The following is a 16,663-nucleotide window of genomic DNA, read 5'->3' on the forward strand; positions in this document are numbered from 1 at the left end:
GGTCGATCCGCCCCTCCTCCAGGGCGGCGAGGACGGCGGGGCGGGAGGCGAGGTTCTCAGCGTGGTTGATCAGGGTGCTGGCCTTGCGCGAAGAAATCGAGAGCAACGCGCCGACCTCATCGCCGAGGTAGGGGTATTCGGCGAAATCCGTGCTGACCACCAATTCGGCGAGACGGCGCGCCAGGACCGCGTGCGCGTGATTCACCGCGCGGTAGGCGTCCTCGATTGCGTCGAGGGTCTCATCCGGGGTCATATTCTTATTCTATCCGCCGAAAAATGGTGATCATGGCTCTAAAGGATGAAATGGGGGATCGGTTCTTTCGCTGTCGGTGAACGTGGCTCTATCGCCAAAGTCAGGTGGCGCTCAGAGGGCGTCCCATTCGGTTTCCGGCGCGCGGCGGCCGTGGACACCTCGGCTATCGCGGAGGACGCCCGAAGAGCACGTTCGAGGCCCGCGCCGAGGCCCGAACGAGACAGACTCCGAGGGTCAGTCCATGGCGTCGATCAGGTGCCGCATGGTGTTCTTCGCGAGTGCGGGCCTGATCCGGCCCGCCTCGAAGTCGATGACCGCCTGGAGCGGCATGGTGGCGGCCTGGGCCAGCTGGGCCTGGGTCCAGCCACGGGTTTCCCGGACGTCACGGACGAGCCTGGCGAAGTAGCTCACCTCGTAGGGCAGCAGCGCCTCTGCTTCTGCTTGTCTCGCCATGGTCGTCACAGTAGCCGCCGTGAGTGAGCGAGCTGTTGCAAGTGACTGGCAGGAGTTCCTAGGGTCGTCGGGTGCTCACTGGTCGCTGGCTGCCCGCCACCGTCGTCGTTTCCGCCCTAGCGCTCTCCTCGTGCACGACACCGTCGGCCCCCGACCGGCAGACCGGTCCGGACCGCACCAACATGGTGCTGGCAGACGGCTATGAGCCCGAGACGCTCAACCCGTTGCTCGGTTTCGGTGAGGAGGGTGCGTCCAAGCTCTTCGACGGTCTTGTCGAGCACCGCGCCGACCGCAGTGTGCGGGCCGCGCTCGCCGCCGAGGTGCCGATGCCGTCGCCCGATGGCAAGACCTGGACGGTGAAGCTTCGGACCGACGTGAAGTTCCACGACGGGACGACGTTCGGTTCCGAGGACGTCGTCGCGACCTACCGCGCCGTGCTCGACCCCGCCTTCGCCTCCACGGTGCGCGCCAACTACTCGATGGTGACCGCTGTCGACGCCGATGGGCCGAGCACCGTCCGGTTCACGCTGGCCTATCCCTACGCCCCGTTCGCGCACCGCCTGGTGCTGGGGATCCTGCCGAGCGAGGCGCTGGCGCAGCCAGGCCCGCTCGAGCGTTCTCCGTTCAACACCAAGCCCGTTGGCACCGGCCCGTACAAGCTCACCGAGTGGCGCAAGGGCGAGCGCATGGTGATGGAGGCCAACGACGACTACTTCCTCGGTGCCCCCAAGGTCCGCAAGCTGACCGTGGTGTTCGCGACCGACGACAACACGCGGGCGCAGCGGATGCGGGCGGGTGAGTTCGACGGCACGTCGCTGCCGCCGTTGTACGCCAACGGAATGTCCGACGTGAAGAACGTCCAGGTCATCAAGCACTCCAGCGCCGACTACCGGACCGTCGTGATGCCGATGGCCAACCCGGTGACCGGCGACCGCGCCGTGCGGCTCGCGCTGAACTACGCGATGAACCGGCAGGGCATGATCGACGCGTTGCTCGGCGGCCGGGGCAAGCCCGCGTCCACGCCGATCCCGCAGGCGCTCCCGGAGTTCGTCGAGCCGAGCGCGCAGTTCCGCTACGACAAGGCCGAGGCCGCGCGCGTCCTGGAGCAGGCCGGATGGGTCCTCGGTGGCGACGGCGTGCGGGCGCGTGGCGAGCAGCGGGCGGTCTTCACGCTGATGTACCCGGCGGGGGACTCGGTGCGCAAGGACCTCGCGCAGGCGTTCGCCTCCGATGCCAAGGCCGTCGGGGTCGAGGTCAAGCTGGAGGGGCTCGGCTGGGAGGCCATCGAGCCGAGGATGGGCGCCGACGCGCTGGTGCTCGGCGGCGGCAACCCCTTCGACCCCGATCTCAAGGCGTACCCGCTGCTGCACTCCTCCTTCGCCGCCAACGGTTTCAACAACCCCGGCTCCTACCGCAACCAGCAGGTCGACGCGGCGCTGGACGCCGGGCGCCGGGAGACCGACCCGGCGCAGCGCGTCGCCTACTACCGCCAGTTCCAGCGCGCGTACGCCGCCGATCCCGGCATGGTGTTCCTGGTCTTCCTCGACCACACCTACGTCGTGCGCGACGGCTGGACCGGCTACCAGGAGGTCGTCGATCCGCACACCCACGGCCTGACCTGGGGTCCGTGGTGGAACGTGCAGACCTGGGTGCCGCGCGGGTGAGCCGGGCGCGCGGCATCGGCTCACTGGCGTTGCGGCGCTTGCTGTTCTCGGTTCCAGTGCTCGCCGCGGTCGCCGTCGGGGTGTTCCTGCTCGGCGCGGCATCGCCGTTCGACCCGATCCACCAGTACTACGGCGTGCAGATCTTCAACGCCTCCGCCGAGGAGATCGCACAGGCCAGGGAGTCCTTGGGGCTCAACGACTCCCTGATCGTCCAGTTCGGACGGTGGGCGGGCGACCTGCTGTCCGGCGACCTCGGCGTGAGCCGGTCGTTCCGCCAGCCGGTGGCACAGGTGATCGGCGAACGCCTTCCGTGGACCCTGCTGCTGGTGACCGTGGGGCTGGTGCTCGCGGTGCTGATCGCGCTGGTGCTCGGTGTGCTGGCGGCGTGGCGACAGGGCGGGTGGATCGACCGCTGCGTCACGGCCGTCGGCCACGCTCTGGAAGGCATCCCGCCGTTCGTGCTCGCGCTCGGAGCGATCGCGCTGTTCTCGTTGGCACTCGGGTGGTTCCCGGTCGCCGGCCTCACCGATGCGGGCGCGGAGGCGACGTTCGGCCAGGTGACGCGACACCTCGTGCTGCCGGCCCTGGTGCTGGCGGTCTCCCAGACGCCGTGGCTGGTGCTGCACGTGCGCCAGTCGTTGCTGACCGCACTGGCCGAGGACCACGTGACCGGAGCGCGTGCGCGTGGGTTGGCAGAACACGTCGTCGTGCTGCGGCACGCGCTCCCGACGGCGTTGCTGCCGTTCGTGACCCTTGTCGGAGCACGTGTTCCGGAGTTGGTCACCGGTGCTGTGCTGGTGGAAGAGGTCTTCTCGTGGCCGGGTGTGGCCAGCGCCGTGGTCCGTGCCGCGCTCGCGGTGGACTTCCCGCTGATGGTGATGCTGTCGCTGCTGGCGACCGCGGCCGTTCTCCTCGGCTCGCTGGTCGCTGACGTCGCGGCCGCTGCGCTCGACCCGAGAGTGGGCGTCGATGGTTGATCACAAGCCCCACGAGCAGTGGCGGCCCGTCGGGGGAGTTCGAGCGGGGGCACGACGGGGCGCCGGGGCCAGGGGACGGCTGGTCGGCGGGGCGGTCGCGCTCACGATTCTGGTGCTGGCGGCGGTGTTGTTGCCGTGGCTCGGCGGGTTGGACGAGAGTCTGATCGACTACGGGTCCGTCCGGCTCGCTCCTTCGCTGGAGCACCCCTTCGGCACCGACGCCGCCGGACGTGACCTGCTGCTGCGGGTGTTCGCGGGGTTACGGGTGTCGTTGCTGGTCGCGGCGTCGTGTGCGGTGATCTCGACGGTGCTCGGTGTGGTCATCGGTGGGTTGTCCGGGGCTGTCGGCGGGTGGCCGGACCGGCTGGTCATGCGGTTCGTGGACACGATGAACTCCGTGCCGCACCTGTTGCTCGGCATCGTGATCGTGGCTCTGTACCGGGGAAATCTGACCGCGGTCGTCGCCTCGATCGCGTTGACGCACTGGACCACCGTCGCCCGGATCGTGCGCGCCGAGGTGCTCTCGTTGCGTGAGCGGCCGTTCATCGACGCGGCGATCTCCGGCGGCGCGAGCCGGTGGCGGGTGCTGCACCGGCACCTGGTTCCCGCCGTCGTGCCGCAGGCCGCCATGTCAGCCGTCCTGTTGCTGCCGCACGCGGTGTGGCACGAGACCGCGCTGAGCTTCCTGGGGCTCGGGCTGCCGCCGCACCTGGCCAGCATCGGCAACATCCTCGCCGAGTCGCGGGTGGCGGTGCTGACCGGGGCGTGGTGGGTCGTGGCGTTCCCCTCGGTCGTGCTGATCGCGACGACCCTCGCCGTGTCGGGGTTGGCCTCGGTGTGGCGTGATCGGCTCGTGCCGCGCAGGAGATCGGAGTTGGCGCTGTGACCGAGCTCGACGTTCGCGGGCTCTCCGTCCGCTTCCGGTTGCGGGGAGCCGAGGTCCGGGCCGTGACCGATGCCTCCTTCCGCCTGCGGCCGGGGCGGTTGCTCGCCCTGGTGGGGGAGAGCGGGTGCGGGAAGTCGGTGCTCGCGTCCGCGCTGCTGGGCCTGCTGCCGGGCAACGCGGAGGTGCGCGGGCAGGCGGAGCTGGACGGGCTGGACCTGCTCGCCGCCGACGAGAAGACGTTGTCCACCAAGGTGCGCGGCCGGTTGGTCGGGCTCGTGCCGCAGTCGGCGGCCACGCACCTGACACCCGTTCGCACAGCTCGCAGCCAGCTCGCCGAGGCGGTCCGGGCGCTCAAGCCGGAGCAGGACGTCGACGAGCTGGCCGAGCGGGTCGGGCTGCCGCCGAAGATGCTCGACCTGTACCCGCACGAGCTCTCCGGAGGGACGGCGCAACGGGTGGCGATCGCGATGGCGCTCGCAGGGGATCCGCCGATCATCCTGGCGGACGAACCGACCAGCGGGCTCGACCGCCCGTTGGTGGAACGAACTGTGGACCTGCTCGCGGCACTGGCCGATGAGGGGAGAGCGGTGCTGCTGATCACGCACGACCTCGCGGCCGCGCGGCGGTCGGCGACGGACCTCGCGGTGATGTACGCGAGCAGGCTCGTCGAGCTCGGCCCCGCGCCCGATGTCTTCGCTGATCCTTTCCACCCGTACACCACGGGGCTGCTGGGAGCCCTGCCGGAAGGCGGGTTCCGTCCCATCCCTGGTCACCCGCCGGAGCTGACCAACCTGCCGGACGGGTGCGCCTTCCGGCCGCGTTGCCCGGTTTCCGACTCGTGCGGCGGTGATCCGGAACTGGTTCGCCACGGCGACCGCCTCGTCGCTTGTCGGCGGCCGTGCTGAGCGGCACCGGCCTGGTCGCCGGTTACCGCGGGGGCACCCCGGTTGTGTCCGATGTGGACATCGCGGTCGAACGTGGTGCGGTGCTCGGTCTCGCGGGGCCCAGCGGCTGTGGGAAGTCGACGCTGGCCAAGGTGCTGACGTTGCTGCACCAACCGTGGGCCGGGCGCGTCGAGCTCGACGGCGTCGCGGTGCGGCGGTTCCGGCATGCGGCGCCGCGCGCGCACCGGACCGCCGTCGGCGTGGTGTTCCAGCAGCCGAGGCTGTCGGTCGATCCGCGCTTCACGCTCCGCGAGATCATCGTGGAACCCTTGGCGGCCAACGGTGTGTCGCGTGACGAAGCGGAGCTCGCCGAGCTGGTCGGGCTCACCCATGACCTGCTCGGCCGTCGTCCGCACGAAGTGAGTGACGGGCAGTTGCAGCGGGCGTGCCTGGCGCGAGCGCTGGCGCTGCGGCCGAGGTACCTGGTGTGCGACGAGATGACCGCGATGCTGGACGCGTCCACGACCGCCGCACTGGTCGGCGTTGTGCTGGAGCAGGTTCGTGAGTCGGATGTCGGTGTTCTCGCGATCAGCCATGACGAGTCGCTGCTCGGTGTGTGGGCCGACCGCGTGCACCGGCTGGGGTGACGTCGAGCTTGACGAGCCGGGAGCTGGGAGCCCGTGCCACCGAGGCGGAGATCCACCGGCCGCGCGGGAGCGGACCGGATCGCTGGCTGTTTCGGCGGCCGATGATCTCCTACCGTGGAGGAACGTCCGACAACGGAGGTAGCTGGTGATCGACTTCGACGCCGTCCGCACCGACACGCCCGGTGCCAGGGAACGGGTCTTCCTCGACAGTGCGGGCTCCTCCCTCCCGCCGGAACCGGTGCTCCGCGAGACCATCGCCCACCTGCGCCGCGAGTCCGAGGTCGGCGGGTACCGCGCCGCCGCCGAGCGCGCCGACGACCTGGACAAGGGCTACGCGGTCGCGGCGGGCTTCCTCGGCTGCGCACCGGAGGAGGTCGCCTTCACGGAGAGCGCCACCCGCTCCTGGCTCAACGCCTTCACCGCGGTCCCGCTCACCGAGGGCGACCGCGTGCTGATCAGCGAGGCGGAGTACGGCAGCAACGCCATCGCGGTCTACCACCGCGCCCGTGCGGTCGGCGCACAGGTCGACGTGGTGCCCTCCGACGAGACCGGCACGCTGGACGTGGCCGCACTGCGCGAGCTGCTGGACGAGCGCGTGCGGCTGGTGTCGCTGGTGCACGCGCCGACCAACAGCGGCCTGGTGAACCCCGTGCGCGAGGTGGTCGAAGCCGCACACGACGCGGGCGCGCTCGTGCTGCTCGACGCGTGCCAGGCGGCGGGACAGCTGCGGGTGAACGCCGAGGAGTCCGGAGCCGACCTGATCTCGTTGACCGGTCGCAAATGGCTGCGCGGACCGCGGGGCACCGGCATTCTCGTGGTGCGCGAGGAGGCCGCGAGACGCTTGCGCCCCGTGCAGATCGACCAGCACAGCGCCACCTGGACGATGCCGGACCAGGTGCGGCTGCGGTCGGACGCGCGCGTGCACGAGCTGTGGGAGTTCTCCGTCGCCGACCGCCTCGGGCTGATCGCCGCGCTGCGCTATGCCGACGACCTCGGCATAGACGCGATCGAGCAGGCGGTGCGCGAGCGCGCGGAGACACTTCGTGCGGGCTTGGCCGGGATCGACCGGGTGCGGGTGCACGACCTCGGACGGGTGCGCAGCGGCATCGTGAGCTTCACCGTGGACGGTGTCGCGGCCGACTCGGTGAAGAACGCCTTGCGCGAGCGGCGGGTTACCGTCTCGGCCAGCGGGGCGCACGGCGCGTTGCTGGACATGAGCAAGCGCGGGCTGACGGAGTTCGTCCGCGCTTCGCCGCACTACTTCGTCAGCCCCGAGCAGCTCGACGAGTTCCTCACCGTCGTCGCTGACATCGCCGCGACGTAGGCGTAGACCGCCTCCCGCTGGTAGCCGTCGTCGGCGAACTCGGCCAGCTCGACGTAGAGCTTCGCGTCGACCGGCCAGAACCGCTGGAGGGCTTCGTGCTGGGCGGCGGCGATGGTGCGGGCGCGCGGGTCGTGCGGCGGGATCCCGGCTATCCGCAGCGCGGCGAAACCCTTTGCCAGAGCGGCGAAACGCCGCTGGAGCTCGCCGAGTTCGGGTGGCCAGTTCGGCAGGTTCGGCGGTGGCGGTCCGAACCGGTTGATCAGCTCCCGGTGCCGCCCGAGGTCGTCCAGCGCGGAGTCCACTGCTTCGAGCCGTTCCAGGAGCAGCTCGACGGCCTCGGCGCGACGGGTCAGACGGTCGCGTTCGCGCAGCAGGGACTCCAGGTGGGCGCTGAGGCCGCCCGCCATGTCGGGTCGGCCGTCGAGGATGTCCGAGATCGCGTTCAGCCCGACGTCGAGCTCGCGGAGCAACAGGATCTGCCACAGCCGCCGCAGCGCCGCCTCGTCGTAGTAGCGGCGGCCACCCGCGCTCGTCCGGGACGGGCGCAGCAGACCGATCGCGTCGTAGTGCCGGAGCATCCGGGTGCTCGCTCCGGTGAGCGCGGCCACCTGCTCGATAGGACGATCCACTGTGGACACTCCTCGTTCGGGGAACACGGCGTGACGGTGGGCGTTGACACCGTGTCAGCCGCAACCTCCGGACAGGAGAACGGCCGCCCCCCGGGGCGGAGCGGCCGCTCTCCCTCTTTCCCAGCGGGTCTAGCAGGTCTTGCCGATGACCCTCGGCACGCAGTCCGCGTAGGACAGCAGCAGGTCGACGGCCTTGTCGTTGCGCGCGGTCTCGCGCTCGATCACGGTGTCCTTCGGGTAGAAACCGCCGACGCCGCCCTCGGACGGGTACATCTCGAAGGTGTAGGTCCAGATCTTGTGCTGGCCCCACAGCCAGTCGGTGATGTCGCCGTCGGTGACGTAGAGGTCGCTGCCCTGCTGGGGCGTGTAGCCGTTGGTCTGCGCCATCTGGCGGCCCAGCGTGGAGAACGTCTTCTGCTCGTCGGCGTTGAGGCCGGGAGCCGTGTCGTCCTTGGTGTAGCCGAAGGGCCACAGCACCAGTTCCGAGTACGTGTGGAAGTCGATGTTGGCGGTGATCCGCTGCTTGCCGCCGACCACCCTGGAGTTCACGAAGTCACGGACGCGCTGGGTCTCCGGGGCGGAGAAGGCCGACGGGCCGCGGTAGGTCTCGCTGCCCGAACTGCCGGAGGAACCGCCGCAGCAGCCCCACTTGTAGCCGAAGTTGCGGTTGATGTCGGTGGACTGGGTCTGGCGGTTCTTGCGCCAGCTGCGGAACTGGCCGGTGGCGATGTCGTACTCCGCGCCGTCGGGGTTGACGCTCGGCACGACCCAGATCACCCGCGAGTCCACCACCTTCTTGATCGCGGGGTCGGTCGCGTAGCCGGTGGTGAAGCGCTTCACGATGCGCAGGCACATCTCCACGGTCAGGTGCTCACGCGCGTGGATGTTGCAGTTGAACAGCACCTCCGGCTCGTTCTCGTCGGTGCCGACGTTGTCGCTGATCTTGATCGCCCAGATCTCGCGGCCCTCGTGGCTCTTGCCGATGCTGGAGACCTTGGCGATGTTCGGGAAGTCCGACTCGGCCTTGCGCAGCTCCGCGGTCATCTCCGCGTAGTTGTGATAGCCCTTGTAGCCGGCGGGGAAGTCGTTGGTGGTGACGTCGCGCCCAGGGGTCAGCTTCGCCAGCTCCTGCTGGAGATCGCCTTGGTGCTTGAGTTCGAACCCCTTGTCGCGCAACAACTTTGCCTGCTCGGGAGTGGCGGAGACCGTCATCCGTCTGCCGTGCACGGAGAAGACGTCCACCCCGGTCGCCGCGACCGAGCCGCGCAGCTCGGTCGTCGCGGCGGTGATGTCGTAGATGTCCTGCTTGACGGTCGTCGTCTCGCCCGGTGCCCGCTGTGCCGTCGCGCCCGCGGTGACTCCGCTCGGCAACAACAACGCGATGCAGACTCCGGCCGTCGCCATGATCAGGCCACGACGCTTGCGCATGGATACCTCCGAAAGGTGCAGGGTCGATCGGAGAGTGGTCCTTGCCGAATTGGCTCGCAAGACGAATACCCCGGACGGGTCCGATACTTTCGTAGGGCGACCCGTGTGAAACGGACGGATCGCCCTACGAAGCAACGGTTCTACGAGCAGGTGCCGCCGACGATCCTCGGCACGCAGTCCGCGTAGGTCAGCATCAGCTCGACCGCCTTGTCGTTGCGGGTGGTCTCCCGGTCGATCACCTCGTCCGGCGGGTAGAAGCCGTACTGGCCGCCGAACATCTCGAAGGTGTAGCTCCAGATCTTGTGCTGGCCCCACATCCAGTCCCGCACGCCACCGTCGGTGATGTAGAGGTCGCTGGCCTGCTGGGGCTTGTAGCTGTTGCTGGCCGCCATCTGCGTGCCGAGCTCCTTGAAGGCGCGCAGGTTCTCGGAGTTCAGGTCAGGCGTGGTGTCGTCCTTGGTGTAGCCGTAGGGCCACATCACCAGCTCACCGTAGGTGTGCCAGTCGATGTGCGTGGTGATCTGCTGCTTGCCGCCGACGACCCGCGAGTTGACGAAGTCGCTGATCGCCTTGGTCTCCGGTGCGGAGAACGGGGTGGCGCCGCGGTAGGTCTCACTGCCCGGACTGGACGAGGAGCCGCCGCAGCAGCCCCACTTGTGACCCCAGTTGCGGTTGAGGTCCGTGCCCACCCGGGTCGTCCCCGTGTTGGGCTGCCGGTTGAGCCGCCAGCTCTTGTAGGTCCCGGTGGCGATGTCGAACTCGATGCCGTCCGGGTTGGCCATCGGCAGGACCCAGATCTCCCTGGTGTCCATGAACTTCTTGATCGCGGGGTCGGTGGCGTAGCCGGTGGTGAAGCGCTGCACGATGCGGCGCAGGCACATCTCCGCGGACAGGTGCTCGCGGGCGTGCTGGTTGCAGGTGAAGATCGTCTCCGGCTCGTTCTCGTCGGTCTCGACGTTGTTGCTGAGCTTGACCAGCCAGATGTCCTTGCCCTCGTGGCTCTTGCCGACGCTGGACAGCTTCGCCAGGTTCGGGAAGTCCCTGGCGGTCTTCTGCAGCTCGGCGGTCAGCTCGGCGTAGTTGTGGTAGCCCGCGTCGGCAGGGGGGAAGTCCCTCGGCGTGACGTCCGGACCACTGCGCTCGGCGAGCTGGCGGGCGCGGTCGTCGAGCGCGGTGAGCCGATAGCCCTTGTCGCGCAGGGCTTTGGCCTCACCGGGCAGCGCGGAGACGGTCATCTCCGCGTGGTCGACGCCGAGCACGTCCACGCCGGAGGCGACGACCTCGGTGCGCGCGTCGGTGCCGACGACGTTGTCAACGGAGTACACGGTCTCCGCTTCGGGTAGCTGGGCCAGGCCGTAGGTGGGGACGATCACGGCGAGGCAGGCGCCTACCGCTACGGCTCGCAGGCCGAGACGGATGGCCATGGGGACCTCCAGGGGGTTCACAGGGACAAGGGCGTTCCCACCCGCGCGGGTGGGAACGCCCTTGGTGCTGCTGAGGGGTCAGCAGGTCTTGCCGATCACCCTGGGCACGCAGTCGGCGTACTCCAGGAGCAGGTTGACGGCCTTGTCGTTGCGCGAGGTCTCCCGCTCAATCACGGTGTCCCTCGGGTAGAAGCCGCCGCTCCACGCGTCCTTCGGGTACATCTCGAAGGTGTAGCTCCAGATCTTGTGCACGCCCCACATCCAGTCGTTGATGCCACCGTCTGTGATGTAGAGGTCACTGCTCTGCTGGGGCGTGTACCCGTTGGTCTGGGCCATCTGGCGGCCCAGGGTGGAGAAGGTGCGCGCCTGGTCGGCGTCCAGGCCCGGCGCGGTGTCGGCGTTGGTGTAGCCGTAGGGCCACAGCACCAGCTCGGAGTAGGTGTGCCAGTCGATGTGCGAGGTGATCTGCTGCTTGCCGCCGACGACCCGCGAGTTGACGAAGTCCCGCACCCGCTGGGTCTCCGGCGCGGAGAACGGCGACGGGCCGCGGTAGGTCTCGCTGCCGGTGCTCCCGGAGGAGCCGCCGCAGCAGCCCCACTTGAAGTCCCAGTTGCGGTTGAGGTCGGTGCCGGCGCCCTGGCGGTTCTTGCGCCAGCTGCGGAACTGGCCGCTGGCGATGTCGTACTCCGAACCGTCCGGGTTGACGTTGGCGACGACCCAGATCTCCCGCGAGTCGACGTAGCGCTTGACCGCGGCGTCGGTGGCGTAGGTGGAGGTGAGCCGCTGCACGATGCGCAGGCACATCTCGATGGTCAGGTGCTCCCGGGCGTGCTGCCCGCAGGTGAACAGCACCTCCGGCTCGTTCTCGTCGGTCCCCACGTTGTCGCTGATCTTGACGACGGTGAGGTCGCGGCCCTCGTGGCTCTTGCCGATGCTGGAGATCTTCGCCAGGGCCGGGTAGGCGGCGACGGTCTTGTTCAGCTCGGCGTTGAGCTCGGCGAGGTTGTGGTAGCCCGCGTATCCGGAGGGGAAGTCACGCGTGCCGGGTTCGTTGGGCAGGGGGAGGTCGCCTGGGAGCCGCGAGTGGAACTCGACCTGGAATCCCTTGGCGCGCAGGGCCGTGATCTCGGCAGGGGTCCCGATCACGGTCATCGCGGAGCCGTCGAACCCGAGGACGTCGATCCCCGTGTCGGCCACCGCGGTGCGTTGCTCGGCCGTCGCGGTCCCGTGCACCTGGTACACGGCCCGGCCGCCGGCCTCGGACGGCTTCTCCGACACCGGTGCAGGGCCGGTGGGGGTCGCCGTCGCGATCGCGGGGACCGAGGCCGCCAGCGCCACGCAGGCGCCGAAGGCCACGGCGAGCATTCCCCGCTTCGTGAACGCCCTCGCGTTCCTTGTCAACATCTTGCCTCCGAACGTTGACGGAGTGTGACCAGTGCAGCGTGGCTCAGTTCACTGAGAGTCGACAAGACATAACTTCGGAGCAATAGATTCCTCCTATGAGCTGTAGACCGTTCGGGTTGTGAAATAGACAGAACGCACACCTATCTCGGTTCTGCTCCAAGAGGGCGAACGCCTAGGCTGGGACCAGCGAAAACCAGCCGACCCAAGGACAGCCCTCTCATGCTCAGTCGCATCGACCTCCGTGGTCGTGTCCCGTCCGCCGCCGAGCTGCGCGCCACGCTGCCGCGCGCCGAGGTCGACGTGGACGCCGTGCTGCATCAGGTGCGACCGGTGGTGGACGCGGTGCGCGAGCGCGGCGTCGACGCCGTCCTGGAGTTCGCCGAGCGCTTCGACAAGGTCCGCCCGGAGCGGGTCCGGGTGCCCGAGGCCGAGCTCAGGCGTGCCCTCGCCGAGCTGGACCCCGCTGTGCGCGAGGCACTGGAGACCTCCATCACCCGCGCCCGCCAGGTGCACGCCGACCAGCGCCGCACGGACACCACCACCCGCGTCGTACCCGGTGGCACCGTCACCGAGCGGTGGGTGCCGGTCGCCCGCGTCGGCCTCTACGCGCCGGGCGGGCTCGCGGTCTACCCCTCCAGCGTCGTGATGAACGTGGTGCCCGCGCAGACGGCGGGCGTGGAGTCGCTGGTGGTGTGCTCGCCGCCGCAGGCCGCATTCGGGGGCCTGCCGCACCCGACCGTGCTCGCCGCGTGCGCGCTGCTGGAGGTCACCGAGGTGTGGGCCGTGGGCGGGGCGCAGGCCGTTGCGCTGCTCGCGTACGGCGGAGTGGACACCGACGGCGTCGCACTGGACCCGGTGGACACCGTGACTGGTCCGGGCAACGTCTACCTGACCGCCGCCAAGCGACTGCTGCGCGGCCTGATCGGCATCGACTCCGAGGCAGGTCCCACCGAGATCGCGATCCTCGCCGACCACACCGCCGACCCGGTGCACGTTGCGGCCGACCTGGTCAGCCAGGCCGAGCACGATCCGCAGGCCGCCAGCGTCCTGGTGACCACCTCGCCGGAGCTGGCCGACGCGGTCGACGCGCAGCTCGTCGCACAGGTCGCGGCGACCAAGCACAGCGAGCGGGTGCGCACCGCGCTCAGCGGCAAGCAGTCCGGCTGCATCCTGGTGTCCACAGTGGACGAGGGGCTGCGGGTGGTCGACACCTACGCCGCCGAGCACCTGGAGATCCAGACGGTGGACGCCTCCGCCGTCGCCGCCCGCGTGCGCTCCGCCGGGGCGATCTTCGTCGGCCCGTACTCGCCGGTCTCGCTCGGCGACTACTGCGCGGGCTCCAACCACGTGCTGCCGACCGGCGGCTGCGCGCGGCACTCCTCCGGGCTGAGCGTGCAGACCTTCCTGCGCGGCATCCACGTCGTGGAGTACACCCGCGAGGCGCTCGCGGACGTGGCCGGACAGGTGGTCGCCCTGGCCAACGCCGAGGACCTGCCCGCGCACGGGCAGGCGATCACGGCCCGCTTCGGCGGTGCGTCGTGAGCGCGCCCCTGGGAGCCGAGTTCGGCCTCGAAGGGCTGCCGCTGCGCGAGGACCTTCGCGGGCGCTCGCCCTACGGTGCGCCGCAGCTGGACGTCGCGGTCCGGCTCAACACCAACGAGAACCCGTACCCGCCGCCGCCGGAGCTGGTCGCGGACGTGGCCGAGGCGACGCGCGAGGCCGCCCAGGCGTTGCACCGCTACCCGGACCGGGACGCGGTGGAGCTGCGCACGGCGCTCGCGGAGTACCTGACCAAGGCGACCGGGGTGCGGCTCGCGCCGCAGAACCTGTGGGCCGCCAACGGTTCCAACGAGATCCTGCAGCAGGTCCTGCAGGCGTTCGGCGGTCCGGGCCGCGTCGCGGTCGGCTTCGAGCCTTCGTACTCGATGCACCCGATCATCGCCGCGGGCACCCGCACCGAGTGGCTCTCCGCGCCGCGCAGGCCGGACTTCTCGCTGGACGCCGACGCCGCCGTCGCGCTGATCACCGAGCGCAGGCCCGACGTGGTCTTCCTGACCAGCCCGAACAACCCGACCGGCCAGTCCATCCCGACCGAGGACCTGCGCAGGCTGGTCTCGGCGGCTCCTGGCATGGTCGTGGTGGACGAGGCGTACGCGGAGTTCTCCGCGCAGCCCAGCGCCGTCGAGCTGATCGGCTCCGCCGAGCTGGGCGGGCGGCTGGTCGTCTCGCGCACGATGAGCAAGGCCTTCGCCTTCGCGGGGGGAAGGCTGGGCTACCTGGCAGCGGCGCCCGCCGTGGTGGACGCGCTCCAGCTGGTGCGGCTGCCCTACCACCTGTCCGCGCTGACCCAGGCCGCCGCGCTGGCCTCGCTGCGGCACGCCGACGCCACGCTCGGCTCGGTCGCCAAGCTCGCCGCCGAACGGGACCGTGTGGTGGAGTCCCTGACGGGCATGGGTTTCACCGTGGTGCCCAGCGACGCCAACTTCGTCCTCTTCGGACGGTTCGGCGACGCGGCAACGGCATGGAAGTCCTATTTGGACCGTGGAGTGCTGATCCGGGAGATCGGCATCGCGGGCCACCTCCGGGTGACCATCGGGGTCCCCGAGGAGAACGACGCCTTCCTGGCCGCCAGCAAGGACGTCGCGGCTACGGAGGTAATGCGGTGAACCGGATCGCGAAGGTGGAGCGCACGACCAAGGAGTCCTCGATCCTGGTCGAGCTGGACCTCGACGGCGCTGGCAAGGTCGACATCAGCACGGGAGTGCCGTTCTTCGACCACATGCTGACCGCGCTCGGCGCGCACGCGTCCTTCGACCTGGTCGTACGCGCGACCGGCGACGTGGAGATCGACGCGCACCACACCGTCGAGGACACCGCGATCGTGCTCGGCCAAGCGCTGCGCGAGGCGATCGGCGACGCCGCGGGCATCCGCCGCTTCGGTGACGCGTGGATCCCGATGGACGAGACCCTCGCGCACGCGGCCGTGGATGTCTCCGGCCGCCCGTACTGCGTGCACACCGGGGAGCCCGACCTGCTGGCCGCCTACACCATCGGCAACAACTACCCGTCGGTGCTCAACCGGCACGTCTTCGAGTCGCTCGCCTTCCACGCGAAGATCGCGCTGCACGTGCGGGTGATCCACGGCCGCGATCCGCACCACATCACCGAGGCGCAGTACAAGGCCATCGCGCGGGCGTTGCGGGCCGCGGTCGAGCGGGACCCCAGAGTCACCGGCATCCCCTCCACCAAGGGTGTGCTGTAGCAACGGCTAACCTGCGCGGCATGGACTGGATCTACATCGCGCTGCTCGCCGTCGCTGGGTTCCTCATCGGTGGCGCGTACACGCTGTGGAAGTCGATGAAGCTGGTCGCCATCCTGCTCGTGGTGGGCGCGGTGCTCGCCGGAGCGGGCGCCGTCGCCTGGTGGCTGTCGACGCCCTAGCTCCGCTTGAGGTAGCGGGGTGGCACCGATGCCGTGAGCCAGACGCCGTTGGCGCTGCGCCGGAACTCGTGGCCGTCGGCCGCCATCGCGGCGGCGTCGACCACCAGGACCACCGCGGCGCCACGGCGTCTGCCGACCCGGTTCGCGGTCTCGGTGTCCGCGGACAGGTGCACGTCGTGCCGGTTCATCGGCCGCAGTCCCTCGCGCAGGATCGCGGGCAGGAACCGCTCGACCGTGCCGTGGTAGAGCACGGCGGGCGGCTCGGCAGGCTCCAGGCCGAGGTCGACGGCGACGCTGTGGCCCTGGCTCGCGCGGATGCGGGTTCCCGTTGCATCGAAAGCGAATCGACGCTTGTCGTTGCCCGCGACAACGGCCTCCAGTTCCTCGCGGGAGATGCGCAGCGCCGCGAGCAGATCAGCGACCGCCACCCAGCCCGCAGCGTCCAGGGTGATGCCGATCTCCTCGGGAGCGTGTCGCAGGTGACGTGCCATCCGCTTGGACACGCTCACCATTCGTGCGTGGTTCATACGCCCAAGTGGAGCACTCAACCCACCCCCCGCCAAGGTCTTTGTCCGGCGCCGCGCTGCCGTGTGCGCACGTTGGCCGACGTGGTCAGGGTTTTCGCGTTTTGTAGGCTTAACGCGAAATGGGAGCGCTCTATCGAGCAACAAGGTGACAAAACGCGAAAACGCCGACCACGCCAGGCCACGTCGGCGTGTGCACGGGGGTGGCGCGCCACCTCGGGGCATCGGGACGACTTGCAGGACAGCGGCTAGTCGCGTCCGCCCTCGGCGGCGGCCTTGAGCCTGGGGGCTCCCGGGCCGTGTCTGGCCTGCTGGTCGTCCTCGTTGTACAGACCGCAGAGCTTCATCGACAGGCAGCCGCAGCCGATGCACGTCGCCAGTCGCTGGCGCAGCCGCTGGAGCGCGTCGATGCGGATCTCCAGCTCCTTGTCCCAGCTGCGGGACAGTCGCGTCCAGTCCGCCTTGGTCGGCGTGCGGTTGTCCGGCAGCGTCGCCAGCGCGTCGCGCACGTCCTCCAGGGAGAGACCCACGCGCTGCGCGGATCGGATGAACGCCAACCGGCGCAACACCGAACGCGAGTACCGTCGCTGGTTTCCAGCGGTGCGCTCCGAGCTGATCAGGCCTTTCTCCTCGTAGAACCGCAACGACGTGTGCGGGACGCCGCTGCGCGCGGCGACGTCGCCGATAGTCAGCCATCTGGGCAGTTCCGCCATGATCTGCAGACC

At 69.7% G+C, this 16,663-nt stretch carries 18 protein-coding genes; 10 read left to right on the plus strand and 8 right to left on the minus strand.

Annotation, left to right across the window (positions count from 1 at the left end):
- Both ACFFQA_RS04615 and ACFFQA_RS04620 read right to left on the minus strand, forming a co-directional pair.
- Positions 1-253 (minus strand): hypothetical protein (locus ACFFQA_RS04615; RefSeq protein WP_377850348.1); only part of this gene is annotated, 253 nt, incomplete at its 3' end.
- 234 nt (positions 254-487) lie between these two features.
- Positions 488-706, minus strand: a complete 219-nt coding sequence (locus tag ACFFQA_RS04620) for a helix-turn-helix domain-containing protein (protein WP_377850349.1) — start codon at positions 704-706, stop codon at positions 488-490.
- Between the two features lie 71 nt (positions 707-777).
- Between ACFFQA_RS04620 and ACFFQA_RS04625 the strand changes: the two genes are divergently transcribed.
- The 6 genes from ACFFQA_RS04625 to ACFFQA_RS04650 all read left to right on the plus strand — a co-directional run bounded on the left by ACFFQA_RS04625 (position 778) and on the right by ACFFQA_RS04650 (position 7,088).
- Entirely contained in the window at positions 778-2,370 is a 1,593-nt protein-coding gene (locus ACFFQA_RS04625) for an ABC transporter substrate-binding protein (RefSeq protein WP_377850350.1), read from the plus strand.
- Positions 2,334-3,347: an ABC transporter permease gene (locus ACFFQA_RS04630; RefSeq protein ID WP_377850351.1), complete on the plus strand. Its 1,014-nt coding sequence runs from the start codon at positions 2,334-2,336 to the stop codon at positions 3,345-3,347. The genes ACFFQA_RS04625 and ACFFQA_RS04630 overlap by 37 nt, the downstream gene beginning before the upstream one ends.
- Positions 3,340-4,233 (plus strand): ABC transporter permease, encoded by an 894-nt coding sequence (locus tag ACFFQA_RS04635; RefSeq protein WP_377850352.1) that lies wholly within the window; start codon positions 3,340-3,342, stop codon positions 4,231-4,233. Before ACFFQA_RS04630 ends, ACFFQA_RS04635 begins: the two co-directional genes overlap by 8 nt.
- Positions 4,230-5,138 (plus strand): ABC transporter ATP-binding protein, encoded by a 909-nt coding sequence (locus tag ACFFQA_RS04640; RefSeq protein ID WP_377850353.1) that lies wholly within the window; start codon positions 4,230-4,232, stop codon positions 5,136-5,138. The genes ACFFQA_RS04635 and ACFFQA_RS04640 overlap by 4 nt, the downstream gene beginning before the upstream one ends.
- Positions 5,120-5,764, plus strand: coding sequence for an ABC transporter ATP-binding protein (locus ACFFQA_RS04645; RefSeq protein ID WP_377850354.1), 645 nt, complete (start codon positions 5,120-5,122; stop codon positions 5,762-5,764). Before ACFFQA_RS04640 ends, ACFFQA_RS04645 begins: the two co-directional genes overlap by 19 nt.
- Before the next feature lie 145 nt (positions 5,765-5,909).
- Positions 5,910-7,088 (plus strand): aminotransferase class V-fold PLP-dependent enzyme, encoded by a 1,179-nt coding sequence (locus ACFFQA_RS04650; RefSeq protein ID WP_377850355.1) that lies wholly within the window; start codon positions 5,910-5,912, stop codon positions 7,086-7,088.
- On the opposite strand, the gene ACFFQA_RS04655 is transcribed toward ACFFQA_RS04650, so the two are convergent.
- The 4 genes from ACFFQA_RS04655 to ACFFQA_RS04670 form a co-directional block, all read right to left on the minus strand.
- On the minus strand, positions 7,022-7,717 hold the full coding sequence (locus tag ACFFQA_RS04655) for a MerR family transcriptional regulator (RefSeq protein WP_377850356.1): 696 nt from the start codon (positions 7,715-7,717) through the stop codon (positions 7,022-7,024). The genes ACFFQA_RS04650 and ACFFQA_RS04655 overlap by 67 nt on opposite strands.
- Positions 7,718-7,846: 129 nt before the next feature.
- On the minus strand, positions 7,847-9,145 hold the full coding sequence (locus tag ACFFQA_RS04660; RefSeq protein ID WP_377850357.1) for a M14 family metallopeptidase: 1,299 nt from the start codon (positions 9,143-9,145) through the stop codon (positions 7,847-7,849).
- Positions 9,146-9,285: 140 nt separating this feature from the next.
- Complete coding sequence (locus ACFFQA_RS04665; protein WP_377850358.1) at positions 9,286-10,569, minus strand: M14 family metallopeptidase; 1,284 nt, start codon at positions 10,567-10,569, stop codon at positions 9,286-9,288.
- 78 nt (positions 10,570-10,647) lie between these two features.
- Positions 10,648-11,901 carry a M14 family metallopeptidase gene (locus ACFFQA_RS04670; protein ID WP_377850489.1) on the minus strand — a complete coding sequence of 418 codons (1,254 nt, stop codon included), beginning with the start codon at positions 11,899-11,901 and terminating at the stop codon, positions 10,648-10,650.
- A 291-nt stretch (positions 11,902-12,192) separates the two neighbouring features.
- On the opposite strand from ACFFQA_RS04670, the gene hisD reads away from it, so the two are divergent.
- From hisD to ACFFQA_RS04690, 4 genes are read left to right on the plus strand one after another with little or no spacing between them, the layout of a single operon-like run.
- Positions 12,193-13,515 (plus strand): histidinol dehydrogenase, encoded by a 1,323-nt coding sequence (gene hisD, locus ACFFQA_RS04675; protein WP_377850360.1) that lies wholly within the window; start codon positions 12,193-12,195, stop codon positions 13,513-13,515.
- Entirely contained in the window at positions 13,512-14,639 is a 1,128-nt protein-coding gene (locus ACFFQA_RS04680; RefSeq protein ID WP_377850361.1) for a histidinol-phosphate transaminase, read from the plus strand. The genes hisD and ACFFQA_RS04680 overlap by 4 nt, the downstream gene beginning before the upstream one ends.
- Complete coding sequence (gene hisB / locus ACFFQA_RS04685; RefSeq protein ID WP_377850362.1) at positions 14,636-15,235, plus strand: imidazoleglycerol-phosphate dehydratase HisB; 600 nt, start codon at positions 14,636-14,638, stop codon at positions 15,233-15,235. The genes ACFFQA_RS04680 and hisB overlap by 4 nt, the downstream gene beginning before the upstream one ends.
- A 20-nt stretch (positions 15,236-15,255) precedes the next feature.
- A complete protein-coding gene (locus ACFFQA_RS04690; protein WP_377850363.1) occupies positions 15,256-15,414 on the plus strand; it encodes a CG2302 family histidine operon protein in 159 nt (52 codons plus the stop codon).
- Here ACFFQA_RS04690 and ACFFQA_RS04695 read toward each other — a convergent pair.
- Together ACFFQA_RS04695 and soxR are read right to left on the minus strand one after the other, a co-directional pair.
- Positions 15,411-15,941, minus strand: a complete 531-nt coding sequence (locus ACFFQA_RS04695) for an RNA 2'-phosphotransferase (RefSeq protein WP_377850364.1) — start codon at positions 15,939-15,941, stop codon at positions 15,411-15,413. The two genes, ACFFQA_RS04690 and ACFFQA_RS04695, sit on opposite strands and share 4 nt — an antisense overlap.
- A gap of 245 nt (positions 15,942-16,186) precedes the next feature.
- Positions 16,187-16,651, minus strand: coding sequence for a redox-sensitive transcriptional activator SoxR (soxR, locus tag ACFFQA_RS04700; protein WP_377850365.1), 465 nt, complete (start codon positions 16,649-16,651; stop codon positions 16,187-16,189).
- Positions 16,652-16,663 lie beyond the last annotated feature (12 nt).

This window comes from Allokutzneria oryzae, assembly GCF_042429765.1.
Lineage (GTDB): Bacteria > Actinomycetota > Actinomycetes > Mycobacteriales > Pseudonocardiaceae > Allokutzneria > Allokutzneria oryzae.